The organism is Streptomyces sp. NPDC104814 (assembly GCF_055583185.1).
Genome location: NZ_JBVJOL010000001.1, coordinates 381,635 through 398,729 on the forward strand (window position 1 = coordinate 381,635; position 17,095 = coordinate 398,729).

The window sequence follows — 17,095 nt, forward strand, 5'->3', positions numbered from 1 at the left end:
CGTTCACCCGGGTGGCCGATACTGGTCATGGCTCGGAACCACCCCTGTCCGCCGGCCTCGGCGCCGTCGCACCGCACCCGCCGACGGGCACAGCGCCCCCTGTCGGCGGAAGGAAGCCTCCATGTGCCGCTGGATCGCCTATTCCGGTACGCCCGTCCCCCTCAGCCAGATCTTGTTCGAACCCGAACACAATCTGATCGACCAGAGTCTGCACGCCCGCATGGGCGTCGAGACGACCAACGGCGACGGGTTCGGCGTCGGCTGGTACGCGCCCGAGGAGACGACCCCCGCGGTGCTGCGGGACATCGGCCCGGCCTGGAGCAACCGCAACCTCCAGGAGGTCGCCCACCACGTCCGCTCGGGGCTGTTCTTCGCCCACATCAGGGCCACCACCGGAACGGCCGTGCAGCAGACCAACTGCCACCCCTTCCGGCACGGCCGCCTGCTGTGGATGCACAACGGGGCGATCCGCGACTACCTCCGCCTGCGCCGGGATCTCGCACTGGCCGTCGACCCCGCCCTGTACCCGGACATCGAGGGATCCACCGATTCGGAACTGATGTTCTTTCTCGCCGTCACCTTCGGCCTGCAGGACGATCCGCCGGCCGCGGTGGCGCGGATGGCCGGCCTGGTCGAGGAGACGGCCGAGCGCCACGGCGTGCCGCAGCCGCTCCAGATGACGGTCGCGGTCGCCGACGGCGCACGCGTATGGGCCTTCCGCTACTCCAGCGAGCGCGCCTCCCGGTCGCTGTTCTACAGCACGCAGGTCGACGCCCTGCGCGCACTGCACCCGGACGTGTCGTTCCTGAGGGAGCTCTCGGACGAGACCCGCCTCGTGGTGTCCGAACCCCTGGGCGACCTCCCCGGCGCCTGGAACGAGGTCCCGGAGAGCAGCTACGGGGTCGTCCAGCCCGGCCAGGACGAACTCCACGACTTCCGGCCCCGCCGGGACGTCGCCCACGGGTGAGCCGGGCGCCGGCCGGGTGCCGCGGGGCACCGGCCGGCCCGTCCGCGTCGCTACGCCGTCGCCGGCTCCGTCGCCGGGGGAGGGGTCAGCTGTTTGGCGAGCCAGGTGGGGACTCCACCGAGGAGGCGGAAGAGGCGGCGGGCCTCCTCGCGCAGACGGGACGCCTCCGGTTCCGGTTCGGTGTCCGCGAGGGACGCCAGCGCCGGCGCCGTACCGACGAGGTAGCCCAGCTCCTCCCGCAGCCGCAGGGACTCGGTGAAGCCGTGGCGGGCCTCGGAGAGTTCGCCCTCGCGCAGGGCGAGGCCCGCCAGATGGCGCCAGGTGAACGAGAGCAGGAGCGGGTCGGCGTGCGCGGTGGCGCCCGCGTGGGCCCGCCGGAACGCCGCGTGCGCCGCCTGAGGCGCGTCGCCGAGGTTCTGGGCGACCAGACCGCGGCGGAAGTCCAGCAGCGCCCGGGCGTGGGAGTCGCGGGGGATCAGGGCCGCCGCCCGGCCGAGCGCGGCGCGCGCCTCGTCGGCCCGGTCGCGCACCCCGTGCAGGGTCGCGGCGTAGGCCACGTACCCGCGTTCACAAGCGGCCGCCCCGCGCTCCTCGTCCGTGTGGGCCAGCGCCTCCGCGGTGCGCAGCGCGTCCTCCGCGTCCTCCCAGCCCCGCTCGGTGTACAGGCAGCGTTCCGCCAGCAGCGCGGCCCGCTGGAGAGCCGCGGCGGGGGTGTCCGGCTTCAGCAGTTCCGCCGCGTCGGACCAGCATGCGCGGGAGCGCAGCCGCCATACCGCGGTCTGGAGGGGATCGTCAGCTGCGGTCGTTCCGGTACCAGACATGGCGGTATGCGCCACATTGCCCTCCCCGAGCACGCCATCGAGCTATGAGTAGTGGCGGCATTCCAGCACCAATCGCGGTGCCGGGCCAAGGGGGTGGGTGAAGGAATTCACAAAGTCGGGTCGCTCTTCGGTCAGCTCATGCGCAGCGCCAGGAAGAAGTCCAGCTTGTCCTCGAGGCGCGAGAGGTCCCGGCTCGTCAACTGCTCGATTCGCCCGACCCGGTAGCGCAGCGTGTTGACGTGCAGATGGAGACGGGTGGCGCAGCGGGTCCAGGAACCGTCGCAGTCGAGGAACGCCTCCAGGGTCGGGATCAGCTCGGCGCGGTGGCGGCGGTCGTAGTCGCGCAGCGGGTCCAGCAGGCGGGCGGTGAAGGCGCGGCGGACGTCGTCCGGCACGAACGGCAGGAGCAGGACGTGGCTCGCCAGCTCCTGGTGACCGGCCGCGCAGACCTGGCCGGGGCGGGCCGCGGCCACCCGGCGGGCGTGCCGTGCCTCCTCCAGCGCGCCGCGCAGCCCCTCCGCGGAGTGCACGGCGGCGCTCACACCGAGCGTCACCCGGCCGTCGCCGTCCAGCCCGGCGGCCAGCGGGTCCCGTACGGTCTGGAGCAGCGCGTCGGCCAGGATGCCGGTCTCGGTGCCGTCGTGCTCGGTGGCCACGGCCGGGAGCGGGACCAGGGCGATCGCCTCGTCGCCGGTGTGGGCGACCGCGATGCGGTCGGACGGCTCGGGCCCGGTCGCCTGCGGGTCGACCAGGATCTCCTCCAGCAGGGACTGGGCGACCGGGCCGCCCTCGAGGTCCCCGCCGTCCCACTCCACACGGGCCACGACGACCTGCCAGTGCGGTGCCGCGCCCAGGCCGGGCAGGAGCACGGGGGCGGCCACCCGCAGGCGCGCGGCGATCTCCGCCGGGGCCGCGCCCGTCTGGACCAGTTCGAGGACCTCCTGGGCCAGGCGGCGGCGGACCGTGCGGGCCGCGTCGCGGCGGTCCCGTTCGACCGCGATCAGCTGGGTGACCCCCTGCAGCAGGTCCAGGCGCTCCTCGGCCCAGTCGGACGCGTCCGCCTCGACCGCGAGCAGCCAGTCCGACAGCACCGTCTCGCGCACGTCCCGGGCGGCGGCCTGCGGGGAGCGGCCGCTGCTGCGCACCGGGAACAGGGAGTACGTCGTCGCGCTCACCGTCACCCGGTGCGGGCCGCGGCGGCCGGTGCGGGTCGCCGCCAGGTGCTGGGCCGCGAGCCGGCCGCACACCTCGGCGGGGAGCGCCGGTGCGGCCTCCTTCGAGCCGGCGATCAGCCGGCCGGTGGGGGAGAGCACCCAGGCGCGCAGGTCGAGGTCGGAACCCAGCAGGTCCAGGACCACGTCGGGGCCGCCGCCCGCGGGACCCGAGGTCATCATGCGGCGGTGCCGGTCCACCACGGCCGCGAGGTCGCCGGCGCGTTCGCCGGAGACCTGCCGCACGACGTGTTCGGTGATCGTCGCGAACGCCACCGACTCGTGCACCGCGAACAGGGGCAGGCGGTGGCGGGTGCAGGCCAGGACGAGGTCCTCGGGCACATCGCCCAGCTCCGCCTCGCCGGCCGCCAGCGCCGCCACACCGGCCTGCACCAGGATCCGGACGAACGGTTCGGAGTCGTCGGCGTCCCGGCGCCAGGCCAGACCGGTGAGCACCAGCTCGCCGCCGGAGAGGTAGCGGCTGGGGTCGCGCAGGTCCGTGGTCATCACACCGCGCACGGTGCGGTCCAGTTCGTCCTCGCCGCCGAGGAGCCTCAGGCCCAGCGCATCGGTGTCCAGCAGTGCGCGCAGCCGCATTCTCGTCGCCGCCGTTCTTTGTCTCGAAAGCTTCGGATCAGTCTTGTGCCGAGGAGCCGGGCGCGAGGCCGGGCGATTACGCCCCGTGGGCTTCTGGGCTGTGTTTTCTGTTGCCAGAGGAAGACGTGGGGGTTACCGAGCCCCTCACTTCATACGAATCTACAAGATGGCTCTTCTGACCACCCAACTCCTTCATGGTTTCCGTGACTGACCCGCATGGAGCTGTCGGCGGTGTACTGAGTCCACTTCGGTGAACACGACGTGAACGAGCCAGCCCCGCCGGACGCCGATTGACTTGATCTGCACGACCACGAGACGTAGAAGAGAGCCGGTCATGGACTGCCTTCGCCCCACCAGCCGGGAGGGACTGCTCGACGTCACGGCCGAGCACCCCGGCCTGGTGCCGATCGGGGGTACCGACGTGATGGTCGGAGCCCGTGTCCCGTATCCGCAGATCGCCGACAGTCTCCGTGCCGAGCTGCCCGGCCGCGCGTCCGCCGCCCGGACGGTCGCCTCCCCCCTGATCCGCCACCGCGGCGGCGCCGGCGGCAGCCTCGGCACGGCTTCTCCCACCGGCCGCGCCCACCTCGTCCCGCGCGCCCCCGGTGCGCACGCGGTGGAGCCGGTGGTCCAGGGCACCCGCGCCGTCCCGAAGACGGACGGACCGCGACGGTACCGGCCCGCTCGCCTGCGCCGGCCGTGCGCGCGGCGGTCCGCCGCCGCGCCGGTCCCCGATCCGGACCTCGCTTCGGTGCGGCCCGGGCAGCCGGCCCGCCCGGCGTAACCCACAGACTCTCCGGGCGGCGCAGGGAACGTCACACCCTCCACGCGCCGCCCGGGGGAACCCCCTTTGAGTTCCGCTCCGCTCGCGGGCCTTGAAGTACCTGCAGTTCGTTCGTCTCGGGCCGTCCCCCGGGCGTCCATTCCCAAATCCCGCAGCCGCGGCCCAATCCGGCGCCGTCGGTTCCCACGCGGGTGCCCCTGTGAACCTTGGGAGATGGCACCATGACCCAGCAGTCAGTGGAGCCCAGGACCACCGCCGAAGACGCGGGCTCGGGAAGCCGCGTCCCGGCCGGACGGTCCTGGCTCGACCGGTACTTCCACATATCCCAGCGGGGATCCACTGTCGCGCGTGAAGTGCGCGGCGGCGTCACCACCTTCATGGCGATGGCGTACATCCTGCTGCTCAACCCTGTGATCCTCTCCGGAGCGGACAAGTCCGGGGACTCCCTCAGCCAGAAGGCGCTGATCACCGCGACGGCGCTCGGCGCGGCGTTCTGCACCCTGCTCATGGGCTGGTTCGGCAAGGTCCCGCTCGCCATGGCCGCCGGACTCTCCGTCTCCGGCGTGCTGGCCGGCCTCGTCATGGGCAACAAGGACCTGACCTGGGCCCAGGGCCTGGGCATGTGCGTGGCCTACGGCGTCGTGATCATGCTCCTGGTCGTCACCGGGCTGCGTGAGCTGATCATGAACGCGATCCCGTTGCCCCTGAAGCACGGCATCACGATCGGCATCGGCCTCTTCATCGCGTTCATCGGCCTGGTGAAGGCCGGGTTCGTGCACGCCGGCCAGGCCACGCCCGTCACCCTCGGAAACGGCGGCGAGCTCGTCGGCTGGCCCGTGCTGCTCTTCGCGGTCACCCTGCTGATGATCTTCATGCTCCAGTCCCGGAACGTTCCGGGCGCCATCCTCATCGGTATCGTCTCCGGCACGATCCTCGCCATGATCGTCAACGCCGCGGGCCTCGTCGACGACAAGGCCTGGGCCAACGGCGAGGGCCCCGCGCTGCACGGCAGCGTGGTGTCGATGCCGGACTTCTCGCTCATCGGCAAGGTGTCCTTCGGCGGTCTGGGCGACGTCGGCTACATGACGGTCACCTTCATCGTCTTCACGCTCGTGCTCGCCGGCTTCTTCGACGCCATGGCCACCATCATCGGCATCGGCACCGAGGCCAACCTCGCCGACGAGAAGGGCCGGATGCCCGGCCTGTCCAAGGCCCTGTTCATCGACGGCGCCGGCGGTGTCATCGGCGGTGTCACGGGCGGCTCCGGACAGTCCGTCTTCATCGAGTCCGCCACCGGCGTCGGTGAGGGCGCCCGCACCGGTCTGGCCTCGGTCGTCACCGGTGGGTTCTTCGCCCTCTGTCTCTTCTTCACGCCGCTCACGGCGATCGTGCCCAGAGAGGTCGCCTCGGCCGCCCTCGTCACCATCGGCGCGATGATGATGATGAACGCCCGGCACGTGGAGTGGGGCGACCGCTCCGTGGCGATCCCCGTCTTCCTGACCGTCGTGATCATGCCGTTCACGTACTCGATCACCCCCGGTGTCGCCGCCGGCGTGATCTCCTACACCGCCATCAAGGTCGCTCAGGGCAAGTGGCGGGAGATCGGCCCGTTCATGTGGGGCCTGACCGCCCTCTTCATCATCTACTTCGCCCTCAACCCACTGCGCACCCTGCTGGGCGTGCACTGACCGCCCGACCCACGACGAGCTGTGCCGGCAGGCGCTCGGGGACGGAAGACCGTGTCCGAGCGCTTCGGGCACAGCGACGTGGATGCCCTCGCCGTCGGCCCTGACCCGTGACGGCGTGCCCGGCATCCTCGTCACCCCCGAGGGCCGGCGAACGGCCCGCCCGGCGCTCGCGACCGCGTCGGCCGCCGCCGCCCGCGGGGAGGCCGTGGCGGTCGCGCGGATCGTCACCGGCCGCGGATCGACCGGCCGGGTCCTGCCGACCGCCCCGACGTCATCGTCGAGGGCGGTCTCGGCGTTCGGGTCCGTCTAGGGCCTGTCGTTTGGATCACGCCGGCGTCGCGGGGTCTGGCACGCACTCCCCCCAGCTCTTCGAGCAGGGGGGACCCCCAGCGGCGTTGTCGTCGGTTGCCAACTCCCCCTAGCTCTCCGAGCAGGGGGGACCCCCACCGCGTTGGCGCCCTCCTCCGCCTTGCAGCTGCACGCACCAGACCCCGCTCGGGTCGGCCGAGTCGCACCGCAGCTCACGGCCGCCCTGATCCAAACGACAGGCCCTAGGCGTCACCCTCCGCGGCCCGGGTCGCCGCCGTGGCCTGAAGGCTCGTGGTCGAACTTGCGTGCCCCGCTTGCCGGCCTGCAAGGTGAGCCGTCTGTCACCGGAGGGACGGGGGAGTGGGGTGCCGGAGGAACAGGGTGTGGTCGGGTCGCGTGCGGCGGACCGGCCGGGGCCGAGCGCGGACGAACCGGGCGGCGAGGCGCACGGGCCGGGACGGATACGCCGGATGCCGGGCTGGGCGACCACGGTTCTCGGCGTCTTCCTGCTGGCCGACCTCGTCGTGGTGTGCGGGGCGTTGCTGAGCCTGTGGCCCGCGTTGCTCCACGTCGCCCGGGCGGGCGCGGCACCGGGCGCCACGGCGCGGTGGTCGCCGTTCGGGCTCGGCGGCTGGGCGCTCACGGCCGACACGGCGATGCTGCTCGCGGTCGTCTGCTGCAGCGCGCTGGGCAGTTTCGTGCACGCGGCCACGTCGTTCGCCACGTACGTCGGCAACCGGCGGCTGTACGCGAGCTGGCTGTGGTGGTACCTGCTGCGCGCCGGCATCGGGGTCGCGCTCGCGCTGCTGGTGTACTTCCTGCTGCGCGGCGGCCTGTTCACGGGCAGCTCCGGCCCCGGGGCCACCAACCCCTACGGCTTCGCCGGGATCGCGGGCCTGTGCGGGCTGTTCTCCAAGCAGGCCACGGACAAGCTCCGCGAGGTCTGCGACACGATCCTCAGCACCCGCACCGACGGGGACCGCGACCGCCAGGACAAGCTGGAGACGCCGTCCCCCCGCCCGCAGGACGGGTCGGCGTAGGCCCGCTTCTGAGCCGGGCGGTCAGTCCGGCGTTCTGAGCAGGTGGTTCAGCGTGCGGCCGAAGACGCTTCGGCATGCCGTGCGCAGCAGGGGGTCGGCGAGGGAAGGCAGGAAGCGGACGCGCAGTTCCTCGCGCCACTCCACCCGGGTACGGCCGCCGGGGCCCGGGTGGGTGGTGAGTTCCGCCCAGCCGAGGACGACACGGCCGCGTTTCTCCAGGCGGCACAGGCCGGGTGCGTCGTCCGTCGGCGGCTGCCAGGCCGTGACCTCCATCGGGTCGGCGAAGCCGAGCGGGCCGAGCCCCGTGCGGGCGACGATCACCGTGCCGTGCCGGGTCGGTCCCGGCGGCACCGCGCCGACCCGGGTCAGCGGCACCGTGTCGCCGTGCCGGGGCCAGTGGGTCAGGCGGCGCCAGGTTTCCGCCTGGGGGAGCGGGACCGTGCGTTCGAGGCGGAAGTGGACCACGTCGCGATCCTAGAGAACCCGGCCGGTCCGGCGGCCCGTCCCGTCCGTTCGACCCCCCTGCGTGTCCCCTCCGGCGGCCCGGCCACCGCCCGCTCACCCTTGCGCCTCCCGGGGTGGTGTGCCGCGAGGCGTCAGGGCCGGTAGACCTTCCCGGGCTCCGCCTTCCCGGGGGCCAGGAGCTGGGGCACCGTCACGAAGACGTAGCCACGTTCCTTCAGGGCGTCGATGATGCCGGGGACCGCGGGGACGGTGCCGGGGTAGATGTCGTGCAGCAGGATGATGCCGTCCCGGGACGCCTGGTCGAGCACGCGCTTCTGGATGAGCGCGGAGTCGTTCGTCGTGTAGTCCTTCGCGGTGACACTCCACAGGATCTCCGCGAGGCCCATCTCCTTGGAGATCTCGTTCACCGTGCCGTTGGTACGGCCCTGCGGCGGACGCATCAGTGTCGGTCTGCGCCCGGTGAGTTTCTCTATCGCGTCGTTGGGGCGCTTGAGCTCGTCGCGTATCTCGTCCGGCTCGATCTGGGTGAGGATCTTGTGGTCCCAGGTGTGGCTGGCCACCTCGTGGCCCTCGGCCGCCATCCGCTTGACCAGCTCGGGGTACTTCTCGATGTGCCGCTCGCCGAGCAGGAAGAACGTCGCCGGCACCTGCTTCTGCTTCAGGATGTCCAGCAGCCGCGCGGAGTTCTCGCTGGGCCCGGCGTCGAAGGTGAGCGCGATGCACCTGGCCTGGCGGCAGTCGACGGCGCCGTACCGGGCCGCCTGGGCGGTGGCCGTGGGATGCGCGCGGGCGGTGCTCGGCGCGGTGGTGTCCAGCCGTGTGCAGCCGCTCAGCGCCAGCGTCACCGCGGCGGCGGCCGAAAGAATCGCCGCCCCCCGGAACGCGGCCCCCGTTGTTGTCGTCTTCCTGGTCAGTGAAGGCATGGGGCGACTATACATAGCGTGTATACGCAGGGTGTATAGTCCATGATCGCTACCCGATCGCATGTATGTGACGGTGCTCACGGGGTTACTCGCGCGGACACGCAAGTGAATGGCGAGAGTGAGGAGACCCCGTGAGCGCACACCCCTGGCGCCGGGTGCTGGTCACCGGTGGCGCCGGATTCGTCGGATCCCATCTGTGCGGCCGGCTGCTGGACGGCGGCTGCGACGTCGTCTGCCTGGACAATCTCGCCACCGGCTCCCGGGCCAACGTGGCCGAGCTGAACACCCGCCCCGGCTTCCGCTTCGTGCGCGGCGACGCCACGGAGCCCGCCGCCTGGCGGGCCCTGCCCGGCCGGTTCGACCTGGTGCTGCACTTCGCCTGCCCGGCCTCCCCGGCCGACTATCTGCGGCTGCCCCTGGAGACCCTCGACGTCGGCTCCACCGGCACCCGCCTCGCCCTGGAGCGCGCCCACGCCGACGGCGCCCGCTTCCTGCTCGCCTCCACCTCCGAGGTCTACGGCGACCCGCTGGAGCACCCGCAGCGCGAGACCTATTGGGGCAACGTCAACCCCAACGGCCCGCGCAGCGTCTACGACGAGTCCAAGCGCTTCGCCGAGGCCCTCGTCACCGCCCACCGCGGTGTCCACGGCACCGACACCGCCATCGTGCGCATCTTCAACACCTACGGCCCCCGTATGCGCACCGGCGACGGCCGCGCCGTGCCCACCTTCATCGCGCAGGCACTGGACGGCATGCCCCTCACCGTCGCCGGCGACGGCGGCCAGACCCGCTCGCTGTGCTACGTCGACGACACGGTCACCGGCATCCTCGCCCTCGCCGCCTCCGGCGAGACCGGACCCGTCAACATCGGCGGTGCCGACGAGATCACCATGCTGGAGCTGGCCCGCCGGATCATCGACCTCACCGGCTCCGCCTCCCGCGTCCGCTTCGTCGAGCGCCCCGTCGACGACCCCTGCCGCCGCCGCCCCGACACCCTGCTCGCCCGCGAGCTGCTGGGCTGGCGGCCCCAGGTCGACTGGACCGAGGGCCTGAAGCGCACGATTGGCTGGTTCTCGCGGTCCGTGGCCGCCTGAGCCGCTTTGCGCGGGGTCGATTTGTCCTTACTCAGGGTGGAATATCAGCGGATTTCGGTCGTAGCTGTCTCCAAGTGTTTGAGTCAGCTGCACCGCGGCACCCGCTCAGCCCAGAGCCCCCGACCGCCTCCCGGGACGGAGCAAGCCCCATGCGCATCCTTGGAATCAACGCCCTGTTCCACGACCCGGCCGCCGCTCTGGTCGTGGACGGGCGCACCGTCGCCGCCGCCGAGGAAGAGCGTTTCAGCCGTCGCAAGCACGGCAAACGGCCCCTGCCGTTCTCCGCCTGGGAACTGCCCGAGCTGTCGGCGCGCTGGTGTCTGGAACACGCCGGGCTGCGGCCGGAGGAGCTGGACGCCGTCACGTACTCCTTCGACCCGAAGCTCGCCCGGCCCGCCGCCGACATGGGGCTCGACGACCCCTGGGACCCGCTGCGCCTGGAGTACGCCCGCCGCGCCCCCGAGTTCCTGGCCGAGGCGCTGCCCGGCCTGGACCCCGAGCGGGTCGTCTTCGTCCCCCACCACGTCGCACACGCCGCCTCCGCCGGGCCCGCCTCACCCCACCCCGACAGCGCCGTCCTCGTCCTGGACGGCCGCGGCGAATCCGCCTCCCACCTGGCCGGACGCTTCGACGACGGCAAACTCGACACCCTGCACACCCAGGCCCTGCCCGACTCCCTCGGCCTCGTCTACGAGGAGCTGACCGCGCACCTGGGCTTCCTGCGCTCCAGCGACGAGTTCAAGGTCATGGCGCTCGCCTCCTACGGCACCCCCCGCTTCCTCGACCGGCTCAGGCAGCACGTCCACGCCACCGGCGACGGCGGTTTTCGCGCCCACGGCGTCGACTGGGCCGCCTTCGCCCCCGCCCGCGGCAAGGACGAGCCGTGGACGCAGGACCACGCCGACCTCGCCGCCAGCGCCCAGGCCGTGCTGGAGGAGACCCTGCTGGAACTCGTGCACTGGCTGCACCGGGAGGCCGGCGGTGAGGCCCTCACCATGGCCGGCGGCGTCGCCCTCAACTGCGTCGCCAACTCCAGGATCGCCCAGCGCGGGCCCTTCCGGCACGTGTGGGTGCAGCCCGCCGCCGGAGACGCCGGCACCGCCCTCGGCGGCGCCCTCTTCCTCGCCGCGCAGGCCGAGGACACCGAGCCCATGCCCGGCGCCGACCTGGGCCGCGGCTGGAGCGACGACGAGCTGCGCGCCTGGCTGGAGACGGCCGGCGTGCCCTACGAGCGGCCCGACGACATCGCCGAAACGGTCGCCGAGGAACTCGCCCGGGACGGCATCGTCGCCTGGTTCCAGGGCCGCAGCGAGTACGGCCCCCGCGCGCTCGGCCACCGCTCGCTGATGGCCCACCCCGGCCGCGCCGAGAACCTCGAGCGGCTCAACCACGTCAAGGGCCGCGAGGAGTTCCGCCCGGTCGCGCCCATGGTCCGCGCCGAACGCGCCGCCGACCTGTTCGACGGGCCGCTGCCCAGCCCGTACATGCTCTTCGTGCACGACGTGCACCCCGACTGGCGCGACCGCATCCCCGCCGTCGTCCACGTCGACGGCACCGCCCGCATCCAGACCGTCGAGGAACGCCGCGAACCGCTCGTCGCCCGCATGCTTGCTGCGTTCGAGCGCCGAACCGGACTTCCCGTCGTCGTCAACACCAGCCTCAACACGGCCGGGCGGCCCATGGTCGACGACCCGCGCGACGCGCTGGAGTGCTTCGGCTCCGCGCCCGTGGACCTGCTGGCCATCGGCCCGTACGCGGTGCGCCGCGGCCGGGCCTGTGCGAAGGGACACGGCGCATGACCGCCTACGCCGTGGTGATCCCGTCGCTGGTGCGCGACACGCTCGCCGACTGCCTCGCCGCGCTCGCCGCCGCGACCGGACCGTATCCCGACGAGATCGTCGTCGTGGACGACCGGCCCGGCCCCGACCCGGACCCCGCGGCGCTGGACCACCCGCTCAGCGTCCTCGGCGACCTGCGCGAGCGCACCCTCGTCGTGACCAGCGGGGGACGCGGACCCGCCGCCGCCCGCAACACCGGCACCCAGGCCGTCACCGCCCCCTGGGTCGCCTTCCTCGACGACGACGTCCAGGTCGGCCCGCACTGGTGCGCCCAGCTGGTGCAGGACTTGGAAGAGGCCACCCCCGACACCGGCGCGGTCCAGGGCGTCATCGCCGTTCCCCTGCCCGGGCACCGGCGGCCCACCGACTGGGAACGCGCCACCGCCGGCCTCGCGCAGGCCCGCTGGATCACCGCCGACATGGCCTACCGCACCGAGGCACTCAAGCAGGTCGGCGGCTTCGACGAACGTTTCCGGCGCGCCTTCCGCGAGGACGCCGACCTCGCCCTGCGCGTGCTCGACGCCGGATGGCGCATCCGGCAGGGCCGGCGCACCACCCGGCACCCGGTGCGGCCCGCCGACCGCTGGGTGTCCCTGCGCCAGCAGCGCGGCAACGCCGACGACGCGCTCATGCGGTACCTGCACGGCCCCGACTGGTGGCACCGGGCGCTCGCCCCGCGCGGCCGCATCCGCGGCCACATCGCCACCACCGCCGCCGCCCTGACCGCCGTCGGCTGCGCCCTCACCGGGCACCGGCAGGCCGCCGTCCTCGCCGCGCTGGGCTGGGCGGCCGGCACCGCCGAGTTCGCCTGGGCGCGCATCGCGCCCGGACCGCGCACCCGGCACGAGGTCGGCACCATGCTCGCCACCAGCGTGCTCATCCCGCCCGCGGCCACCTGGCACTGGCTGAACGGCCTGGTCCGGCATCGCGGGGCCGCGCCCTGGCGGGAGGTGGCGCTGTGACCGCGATCCGCGCGGTGCTCTTCGACCGCGACGCCACCCTCGTCGAGGACGTGCCCTACAACGGCGACCCCGACCGGGTGCGCCCCGTGCCCGGCGCCCGCGAGGCCGTCGAGCTGCTGCGCGCCCACGGCATCCGCACCGGCGTCGTCACCAACCAGTCCGGTGTCGCCCGCGGCCTGATCACCGAGGCCGACGTGCGCCGCGTCAACGAGCGCGTGGACGAACTCCTCGGCCCCTTCGACGTGTTCGCGTTCTGCCCGCACGGCCCCGACGACGGCTGCCGGTGCCGCAAGCCGCAGCCCGGGATGATCCTGTGGGCCGCGGGAAGGCTGTGCACACCCGCCGGCCGGCTCGCCGTCGTCGGCGACATCGGCGCCGACGTCGAGGCCGCCCGCCGGGCCGGCGCCCACGGCATCCTCGTCCCGACTCCGGTCACCCGCCCCGAGGAGACGGCGAGCGCCGCACACGTCGCACCCAACCTGGAGACCGCCGTCCGCGCCCTCCTCGACGGGCCGCCGCGGGGCCGGGTCCTGCTCGACGAACGCCCCGTCGCCCACGCCTACTGGGAGGCGCGATGAGAGCGCTCGTCACCCGGCTCGACAGCTTCGGCGACGTGCTCCTCGCCGGGCCCGCGATCCGTGCCGTCGCCGCCCGCGCCGACCACGTCACCCTGTTGTGCGGGCCGCTCGGCGAGCCCGCCGCCCGCATGCTGCCCGGCGTCGACGAGGTCGTCGTCTGGGACGCACCCTGGGCCGGATTCGCACCACCGCCGGTACGGCGCGCCGAGATCGACGCGCTGGCCGACACCCTCGACGCCGACACCGGGCTGATCCTGACGTCCTTCCACCAGTCACCGCTGCCCACCGCGCTCCTGCTGCGGCTGGCCGGGGTCCGCCACCTCGCCGCCGACAGCGTGGACCACCCCGGCTCCCTGCTCGACGTACGCCACCGGCGCGCCCCGCACGCCCACGAGGCGGAGGCCGCCCTCGACCTCGCCGAGGCCGCGGGCTTCCCGCGCGTCGACGACGGACGCCTCGCCGTCCTGCCCCCGCCCGACACCCGCGAACTGACCGGCGAGCAGCCCTACGTCGTGCTGCACCCCGGCGCCAGCGTCCCCGCCCGCGCCTGGAGCCCCGGCCGCTGCGCCGAGGCCGTACGCGAACTCGCCGCCGCCGGACACCGCGTCGTCGTCACCGGCGGGCGCGGGGAGCGGGAACTGACCGCGCACGTCGCCGGGGAGGCCGGCCTGGACCTCGGTGGCCGTACCGACGCGCCGACGCTCGCCGGTGTCCTCGCCCGGGCCCGCGCCGTCGTCACCGGCAACACCGGCCCCGCACACCTCGCCGCCGCCGTCGGCACCCCCGTCGTCTCCCTGTTCGCCCCCGTCGTCCCGGCCGAGCGCTGGCGCCCTTACGGCGTGCCGTACGTGCTGCTCGGCGACCAGAGCGCGCCCTGCGCCGGCAGCCGGGCCCGCACCTGTCCCGTCCCCGGCCACCCGTGTCTTCAGTCCGTGACCGCCCACGACGTGGTCGCCGCAGCGGAGAAGGTGATGCAGGCATGAGGATCCTCATCTGGCACGTGCACGGCTCGTGGACGACGTCCTTCGTCCAGGGCCCGCACACCTACCTCGTCCCGGTCACCCCCGACCGCGGCCCCGACGGCCTCGGCCGCGCCCGCACCTTCGACTGGCCGGACAGCGTGCTCGAGGTGGCGCCCGAGCGGCTGCGCGAGGAGGAGATCGACCTCGTCGTCCTGCAACGCCCGCACGAACTCGCCCTCGTGGACGCATGGCTGGGCCGCCGCCCGCCGATGGTCTACCTGGAGCACAACGCCCCGCACGGCGACGTGCCCGACACCCGGCACCCGATGGCGGACCAGTCGGCGGTCCCGATCGTGCACGTCACCCACTTCAACCGGCTGATGTGGGACAACGGCAGCGCCCCGACCGCCGTCGTCGAACACGGCATCGTCGATCCCGGCCCGCTGTGGACCGGCGAGGTCGCGCACGCCGCCGTCGTCGTCAACGAGCCCGTCCGCCGCGGCCGTACCACCGGCACGGACCTGCTGCCCTTCTTCGCCGAGGCCGCCCCGCTGGACGTCTTCGGCATGAAGACCGACCGGCTGGCGCTGCCCGGCGTCGCGACCTTCGACCTGCCGCAGCGTGACCTGCACGCGCAGATGGCGCGCCGCCGGCTCTACCTCCACCCGGTCCGCTGGACCTCCCTCGGCCTGTCCCTGCTGGAAGCGATGCACCTGGGGATGCCGGTCGTGGCGCTCGCCACCACCGAGGTGACCGAGGCGGTGCCCGAGGGAGCCGGCGTGGTCTCCAACCGCATCGACGTACTGAAAGACGCCGTACGGGACTTCGCCGCCGACCCCCTGCACGCCCGCGCGGTCGGCGAGGGCGCACGCGCCGCGGTGCTCGCCCGCTACGGACTGACCCGCTTCCTCGACGACTGGGAGCGGCTGCTCAAGGAGGTGACCCGATGAGGATCGCCATGGTGTCCGAGCACGCGAGCCCGCTCGCGGTGCTCGGCGGGGTCGACGCCGGTGGCCAGAACGTGTACGTGGCCCGTCTCAGCGAGGAGCTGGCGGCGCGCGGACACGACGTCACCGTCCACACCCGGCGCGACTCCACGGACCTGCCCGACCGGGTGACCATGCCGGGCGGCACCGTCGTCGAGCTCGTGGCGGCCGGGCCACCGCGGCCCCTCCCCAAGGACGAGCTGTTCCCGTACATGCCCGGATTCGGCGCCCACCTGGCACGGGCGTGGCAGCGCGAGCGGCCCGACGCCGTGCACGCCCACTTCTGGATGTCCGGCATGGCCGCCCGCATCGGTGCCCACCCCCACGGCGTCCCCGTCGTGCAGACCTTCCACGCCCTCGGCACCGTCAAGCGGCGCCACCAGGGCCGCCGCGACACCAGCCCCTTCGAACGCATCGGCATCGAGCGGCAGCTGGGCCGCACCTGCAGCCGCGTCCTGGCCACCTGCACCGACGAGGTGTACGAACTCGCCGGCATGGGCGTCCTGCCGCAGACCGTGTCCGTGGTGCCGTGCGGTGTGGACGCCGACCACTTCCACCCCGGCGCCCGCGACCGCCGCCATGTGCCGCCGCGCGAGCAGCGCCACCGCATCCTGTCCTGCGGACGCCTCGTGCGCCGCAAGGGCTACGACAAGGCGATCCGCGCCCTGACCCGGATCCCCGACACCGAACTCCTCATCGCCGGCGGCCCGCCGCCCGGACTGCTGGAGACCGACCCGGAGGCCCAGCGGCTGCTGAAGTTCGCCGAACGGGCCGGTGTCGCCGACCGGGTGCGGCTGATCGGCGCCGTCGACCCCGCGCACATGCCCGCCGTCATGGGCAGCGCCGACCTGGTGCTGTGCACACCGGTGTACGAGCCGTTCGGCATCGTGCCGCTGGAGGCCATGGCGTGCGGTGTGCCGGTCGTCGCCACCGACGTCGGCGGCCACAAGGACTCCGTCGCCGACGGCGTCACCGGACGCCGGGTCCCGGCGGGCGACGCCTGGGCGGTCGCCGCGGCCGTACGGGACCTTCTCGGCGACGACGGCCTGCGCCGCCGTATGGGCCAGGCGGGGCGGGAACGCGTCCTCGCCCGCTACACCTGGCACCGGGTCGCGGACGGCGTGGAGCAGGTCTACCGCCAGGTCGCCGTCGGACGCGGGCTGCGCACGGAGGTGGCGTGATGACCGCCCCCGCACACACCAGGGGCGGCGGCACGAGCGCCCCCGCACCCACGAAGGGCGGCGCCACGAGCGCCCCCGCACCCACGGAAGGGGGCGGCATGAGCACCCACGCACCGTCGCCGGTGGCCGCGCACTGCGACGAACTCCTCGACGCGCTCGCCCACTTCAAGGAACGCTCCTGCCTCACCGAGCGGTGGGGCGAGCAGCTCGCCAAGGTGCTCGGCGGCGGCGGACGCCTCCTCGCCGCGGGCAACGGCGGCAGCGCCGCGCAGGCCCAGCACCTGACCGCCGAGCTGGTCGGACGCTACCGCGACGACCGGCCGCCGTTCTCCGCGATCGCCCTGCACGCCGACACCTCAGCGACGACCGCCATCGCCAACGACTACGGCGTGGACGAGGTGTTCGCCCGCCAGGTCCGCGCGCACGGCCGCCCCGGCGACGTGCTGATGCTGCTGTCCACGTCCGGCGCCAGCGCCAATCTGCTGTCCGCCGCCGACGCGGGCCGCGAGGCCGGGCTGAGCGTGTGGGCGCTGACCGGCGCGGCCCCCAATCCGCTGATGGCGGGCAGCGGCGAGGCGCTGTGCGTGCCTGCCGCGTCCACGGCGACCGTGCAGGAACTCCATCTGGTCGCGGTGCACATGATCTGCCAGGCGTTCGACGCGGCAGTGGAGCGCATCCACGGGAGGTGA

Annotated in this window: 17 protein-coding genes; 13 read left to right on the forward strand and 4 right to left on the reverse strand. The window is 73.6% G+C overall.

Translation table 11 applies throughout. The annotated features are described in order from the left end of the window. Positions 1 to 121 precede the first annotated feature (121 nt). A complete protein-coding gene (locus tag ACZ64A_RS01535) occupies positions 122 to 967 on the forward strand; it encodes a class II glutamine amidotransferase (protein WP_469807494.1) in 846 nt (281 codons plus the stop codon). Positions 968 to 1,017: 50 nt separating this feature from the next. Here the strand turns inward: ACZ64A_RS01535 and ACZ64A_RS01540 are convergent, their stop codons facing one another. Next, positions 1,018 to 1,788, reverse strand: coding sequence for a hypothetical protein (locus ACZ64A_RS01540; protein WP_469807495.1), 771 nt, complete (start codon positions 1,786 to 1,788; stop codon positions 1,018 to 1,020). A 131-nt stretch (positions 1,789 to 1,919) separates the two neighbouring features. Continuing rightward, positions 1,920 to 3,596, reverse strand: coding sequence for a PucR family transcriptional regulator (locus tag ACZ64A_RS01545; protein ID WP_469807496.1), 1,677 nt, complete (start codon positions 3,594 to 3,596; stop codon positions 1,920 to 1,922). A gap of 334 nt (positions 3,597 to 3,930) precedes the next feature. Between ACZ64A_RS01545 and ACZ64A_RS01550 the strand changes: the two genes are divergently transcribed. From ACZ64A_RS01550 to ACZ64A_RS01565, 4 genes are all read left to right on the forward strand, one after another. Then, positions 3,931 to 4,380 carry an FAD binding domain-containing protein gene (locus tag ACZ64A_RS01550; RefSeq protein ID WP_469807497.1) on the forward strand — a complete coding sequence of 150 codons (450 nt, stop codon included), beginning with the start codon at positions 3,931 to 3,933 and terminating at the stop codon, positions 4,378 to 4,380. Between the two features lie 221 nt (positions 4,381 to 4,601). Further along, positions 4,602 to 6,068 carry an NCS2 family permease gene (locus tag ACZ64A_RS01555; RefSeq protein WP_469807498.1) on the forward strand — a complete coding sequence of 489 codons (1,467 nt, stop codon included), beginning with the start codon at positions 4,602 to 4,604 and terminating at the stop codon, positions 6,066 to 6,068. 82 nt (positions 6,069 to 6,150) lie between these two features. Further along, positions 6,151 to 6,378 (forward strand): hypothetical protein, encoded by a 228-nt coding sequence (locus tag ACZ64A_RS01560; protein ID WP_469807499.1) that lies wholly within the window; start codon positions 6,151 to 6,153, stop codon positions 6,376 to 6,378. Positions 6,379 to 6,760: 382 nt separating this feature from the next. Beyond that, positions 6,761 to 7,417, forward strand: a complete 657-nt coding sequence (locus ACZ64A_RS01565) for a hypothetical protein (protein ID WP_469807501.1) — start codon at positions 6,761 to 6,763, stop codon at positions 7,415 to 7,417. Between the two features lie 21 nt (positions 7,418 to 7,438). On the opposite strand, the gene ACZ64A_RS01570 is transcribed toward ACZ64A_RS01565, so the two are convergent. Then, the gene (locus ACZ64A_RS01570; protein WP_469807502.1) at positions 7,439 to 7,882 is read right to left on the reverse strand and encodes an SRPBCC family protein; all 444 of its coding nucleotides are present in this window, start codon (positions 7,880 to 7,882) and stop codon (positions 7,439 to 7,441) included. A gap of 131 nt (positions 7,883 to 8,013) precedes the next feature. After that, a complete protein-coding gene (locus ACZ64A_RS01575) occupies positions 8,014 to 8,805 on the reverse strand; it encodes a polysaccharide deacetylase family protein (RefSeq protein WP_469807503.1) in 792 nt (263 codons plus the stop codon). Between the two features lie 131 nt (positions 8,806 to 8,936). On the opposite strand from ACZ64A_RS01575, the gene ACZ64A_RS01580 reads away from it, so the two are divergent. The 8 genes from ACZ64A_RS01580 to ACZ64A_RS01615 all read left to right on the forward strand — a co-directional run bounded on the left by ACZ64A_RS01580 (position 8,937) and on the right by ACZ64A_RS01615 (position 17,095). Next, complete coding sequence (locus tag ACZ64A_RS01580; protein ID WP_469807505.1) at positions 8,937 to 9,899, forward strand: NAD-dependent epimerase/dehydratase family protein; 963 nt, start codon at positions 8,937 to 8,939, stop codon at positions 9,897 to 9,899. Between the two features lie 149 nt (positions 9,900 to 10,048). Next, positions 10,049 to 11,698 (forward strand): carbamoyltransferase family protein, encoded by a 1,650-nt coding sequence (locus ACZ64A_RS01585; RefSeq protein WP_469807507.1) that lies wholly within the window; start codon positions 10,049 to 10,051, stop codon positions 11,696 to 11,698. Further along, the gene (locus tag ACZ64A_RS01590; protein ID WP_469807508.1) at positions 11,695 to 12,699 is read left to right on the forward strand and encodes a glycosyltransferase family 2 protein; all 1,005 of its coding nucleotides are present in this window, start codon (positions 11,695 to 11,697) and stop codon (positions 12,697 to 12,699) included. Before ACZ64A_RS01585 ends, ACZ64A_RS01590 begins: the two co-directional genes overlap by 4 nt. Next, entirely contained in the window at positions 12,696 to 13,277 is a 582-nt protein-coding gene (locus ACZ64A_RS01595) for a D-glycero-alpha-D-manno-heptose-1,7-bisphosphate 7-phosphatase (protein ID WP_469807509.1), read from the forward strand. The genes ACZ64A_RS01590 and ACZ64A_RS01595 overlap by 4 nt, the downstream gene beginning before the upstream one ends. Continuing rightward, positions 13,274 to 14,260, forward strand: a complete 987-nt coding sequence (locus tag ACZ64A_RS01600) for a glycosyltransferase family 9 protein (protein WP_469807510.1) — start codon at positions 13,274 to 13,276, stop codon at positions 14,258 to 14,260. The genes ACZ64A_RS01595 and ACZ64A_RS01600 overlap by 4 nt, the downstream gene beginning before the upstream one ends. Beyond that, a complete protein-coding gene (locus ACZ64A_RS01605) occupies positions 14,257 to 15,189 on the forward strand; it encodes a glycosyltransferase (protein WP_469807511.1) in 933 nt (310 codons plus the stop codon). The genes ACZ64A_RS01600 and ACZ64A_RS01605 overlap by 4 nt, the downstream gene beginning before the upstream one ends. Further along, positions 15,186 to 16,406: a glycosyltransferase gene (locus ACZ64A_RS01610; protein WP_469807512.1), complete on the forward strand. Its 1,221-nt coding sequence runs from the start codon at positions 15,186 to 15,188 to the stop codon at positions 16,404 to 16,406. The genes ACZ64A_RS01605 and ACZ64A_RS01610 overlap by 4 nt, the downstream gene beginning before the upstream one ends. A 98-nt stretch (positions 16,407 to 16,504) precedes the next feature. Further along, positions 16,505 to 17,095, forward strand: a complete 591-nt coding sequence (locus ACZ64A_RS01615; RefSeq protein ID WP_469807513.1) for a D-sedoheptulose-7-phosphate isomerase — start codon at positions 16,505 to 16,507, stop codon at positions 17,093 to 17,095.

What these genes read in the sequence shown, in the direction of transcription:
- ACZ64A_RS01535 (WP_469807494.1), top strand. Translation starts at nt 122, where the DNA reads ATGTGCCGCTGGATCGCCTATTCCGGTACGCCCGTCCCCCTCAGCCAG.
- ACZ64A_RS01540 (WP_469807495.1), bottom strand. Translation starts at nt 1,788, where the DNA reads ATGTCTGGTACCGGAACGACCGCAGCTGACGATCCCCTCCAGACCGCG.
- ACZ64A_RS01545 (WP_469807496.1), bottom strand. Translation starts at nt 3,596, where the DNA reads ATGCGGCTGCGCGCACTGCTGGACACCGATGCGCTGGGCCTGAGGCTC.
- ACZ64A_RS01550 (WP_469807497.1), top strand. Translation starts at nt 3,931, where the DNA reads ATGGACTGCCTTCGCCCCACCAGCCGGGAGGGACTGCTCGACGTCACG.
- ACZ64A_RS01555 (WP_469807498.1), top strand. Translation starts at nt 4,602, where the DNA reads ATGACCCAGCAGTCAGTGGAGCCCAGGACCACCGCCGAAGACGCGGGC.
- ACZ64A_RS01560 (WP_469807499.1), top strand. Translation starts at nt 6,151, where the DNA reads ATGCCCTCGCCGTCGGCCCTGACCCGTGACGGCGTGCCCGGCATCCTC.
- ACZ64A_RS01575 (WP_469807503.1), bottom strand. Translation starts at nt 8,805, where the DNA reads ATGCCTTCACTGACCAGGAAGACGACAACAACGGGGGCCGCGTTCCGG.
- ACZ64A_RS01585 (WP_469807507.1), top strand. Translation starts at nt 10,049, where the DNA reads ATGCGCATCCTTGGAATCAACGCCCTGTTCCACGACCCGGCCGCCGCT.
- ACZ64A_RS01590 (WP_469807508.1), top strand. Translation starts at nt 11,695, where the DNA reads ATGACCGCCTACGCCGTGGTGATCCCGTCGCTGGTGCGCGACACGCTC.
- ACZ64A_RS01600 (WP_469807510.1), top strand. Translation starts at nt 13,274, where the DNA reads ATGAGAGCGCTCGTCACCCGGCTCGACAGCTTCGGCGACGTGCTCCTC.
- ACZ64A_RS01605 (WP_469807511.1), top strand. Translation starts at nt 14,257, where the DNA reads ATGAGGATCCTCATCTGGCACGTGCACGGCTCGTGGACGACGTCCTTC.
- ACZ64A_RS01610 (WP_469807512.1), top strand. Translation starts at nt 15,186, where the DNA reads ATGAGGATCGCCATGGTGTCCGAGCACGCGAGCCCGCTCGCGGTGCTC.
- ACZ64A_RS01615 (WP_469807513.1), top strand. Translation starts at nt 16,505, where the DNA reads ATGAGCACCCACGCACCGTCGCCGGTGGCCGCGCACTGCGACGAACTC.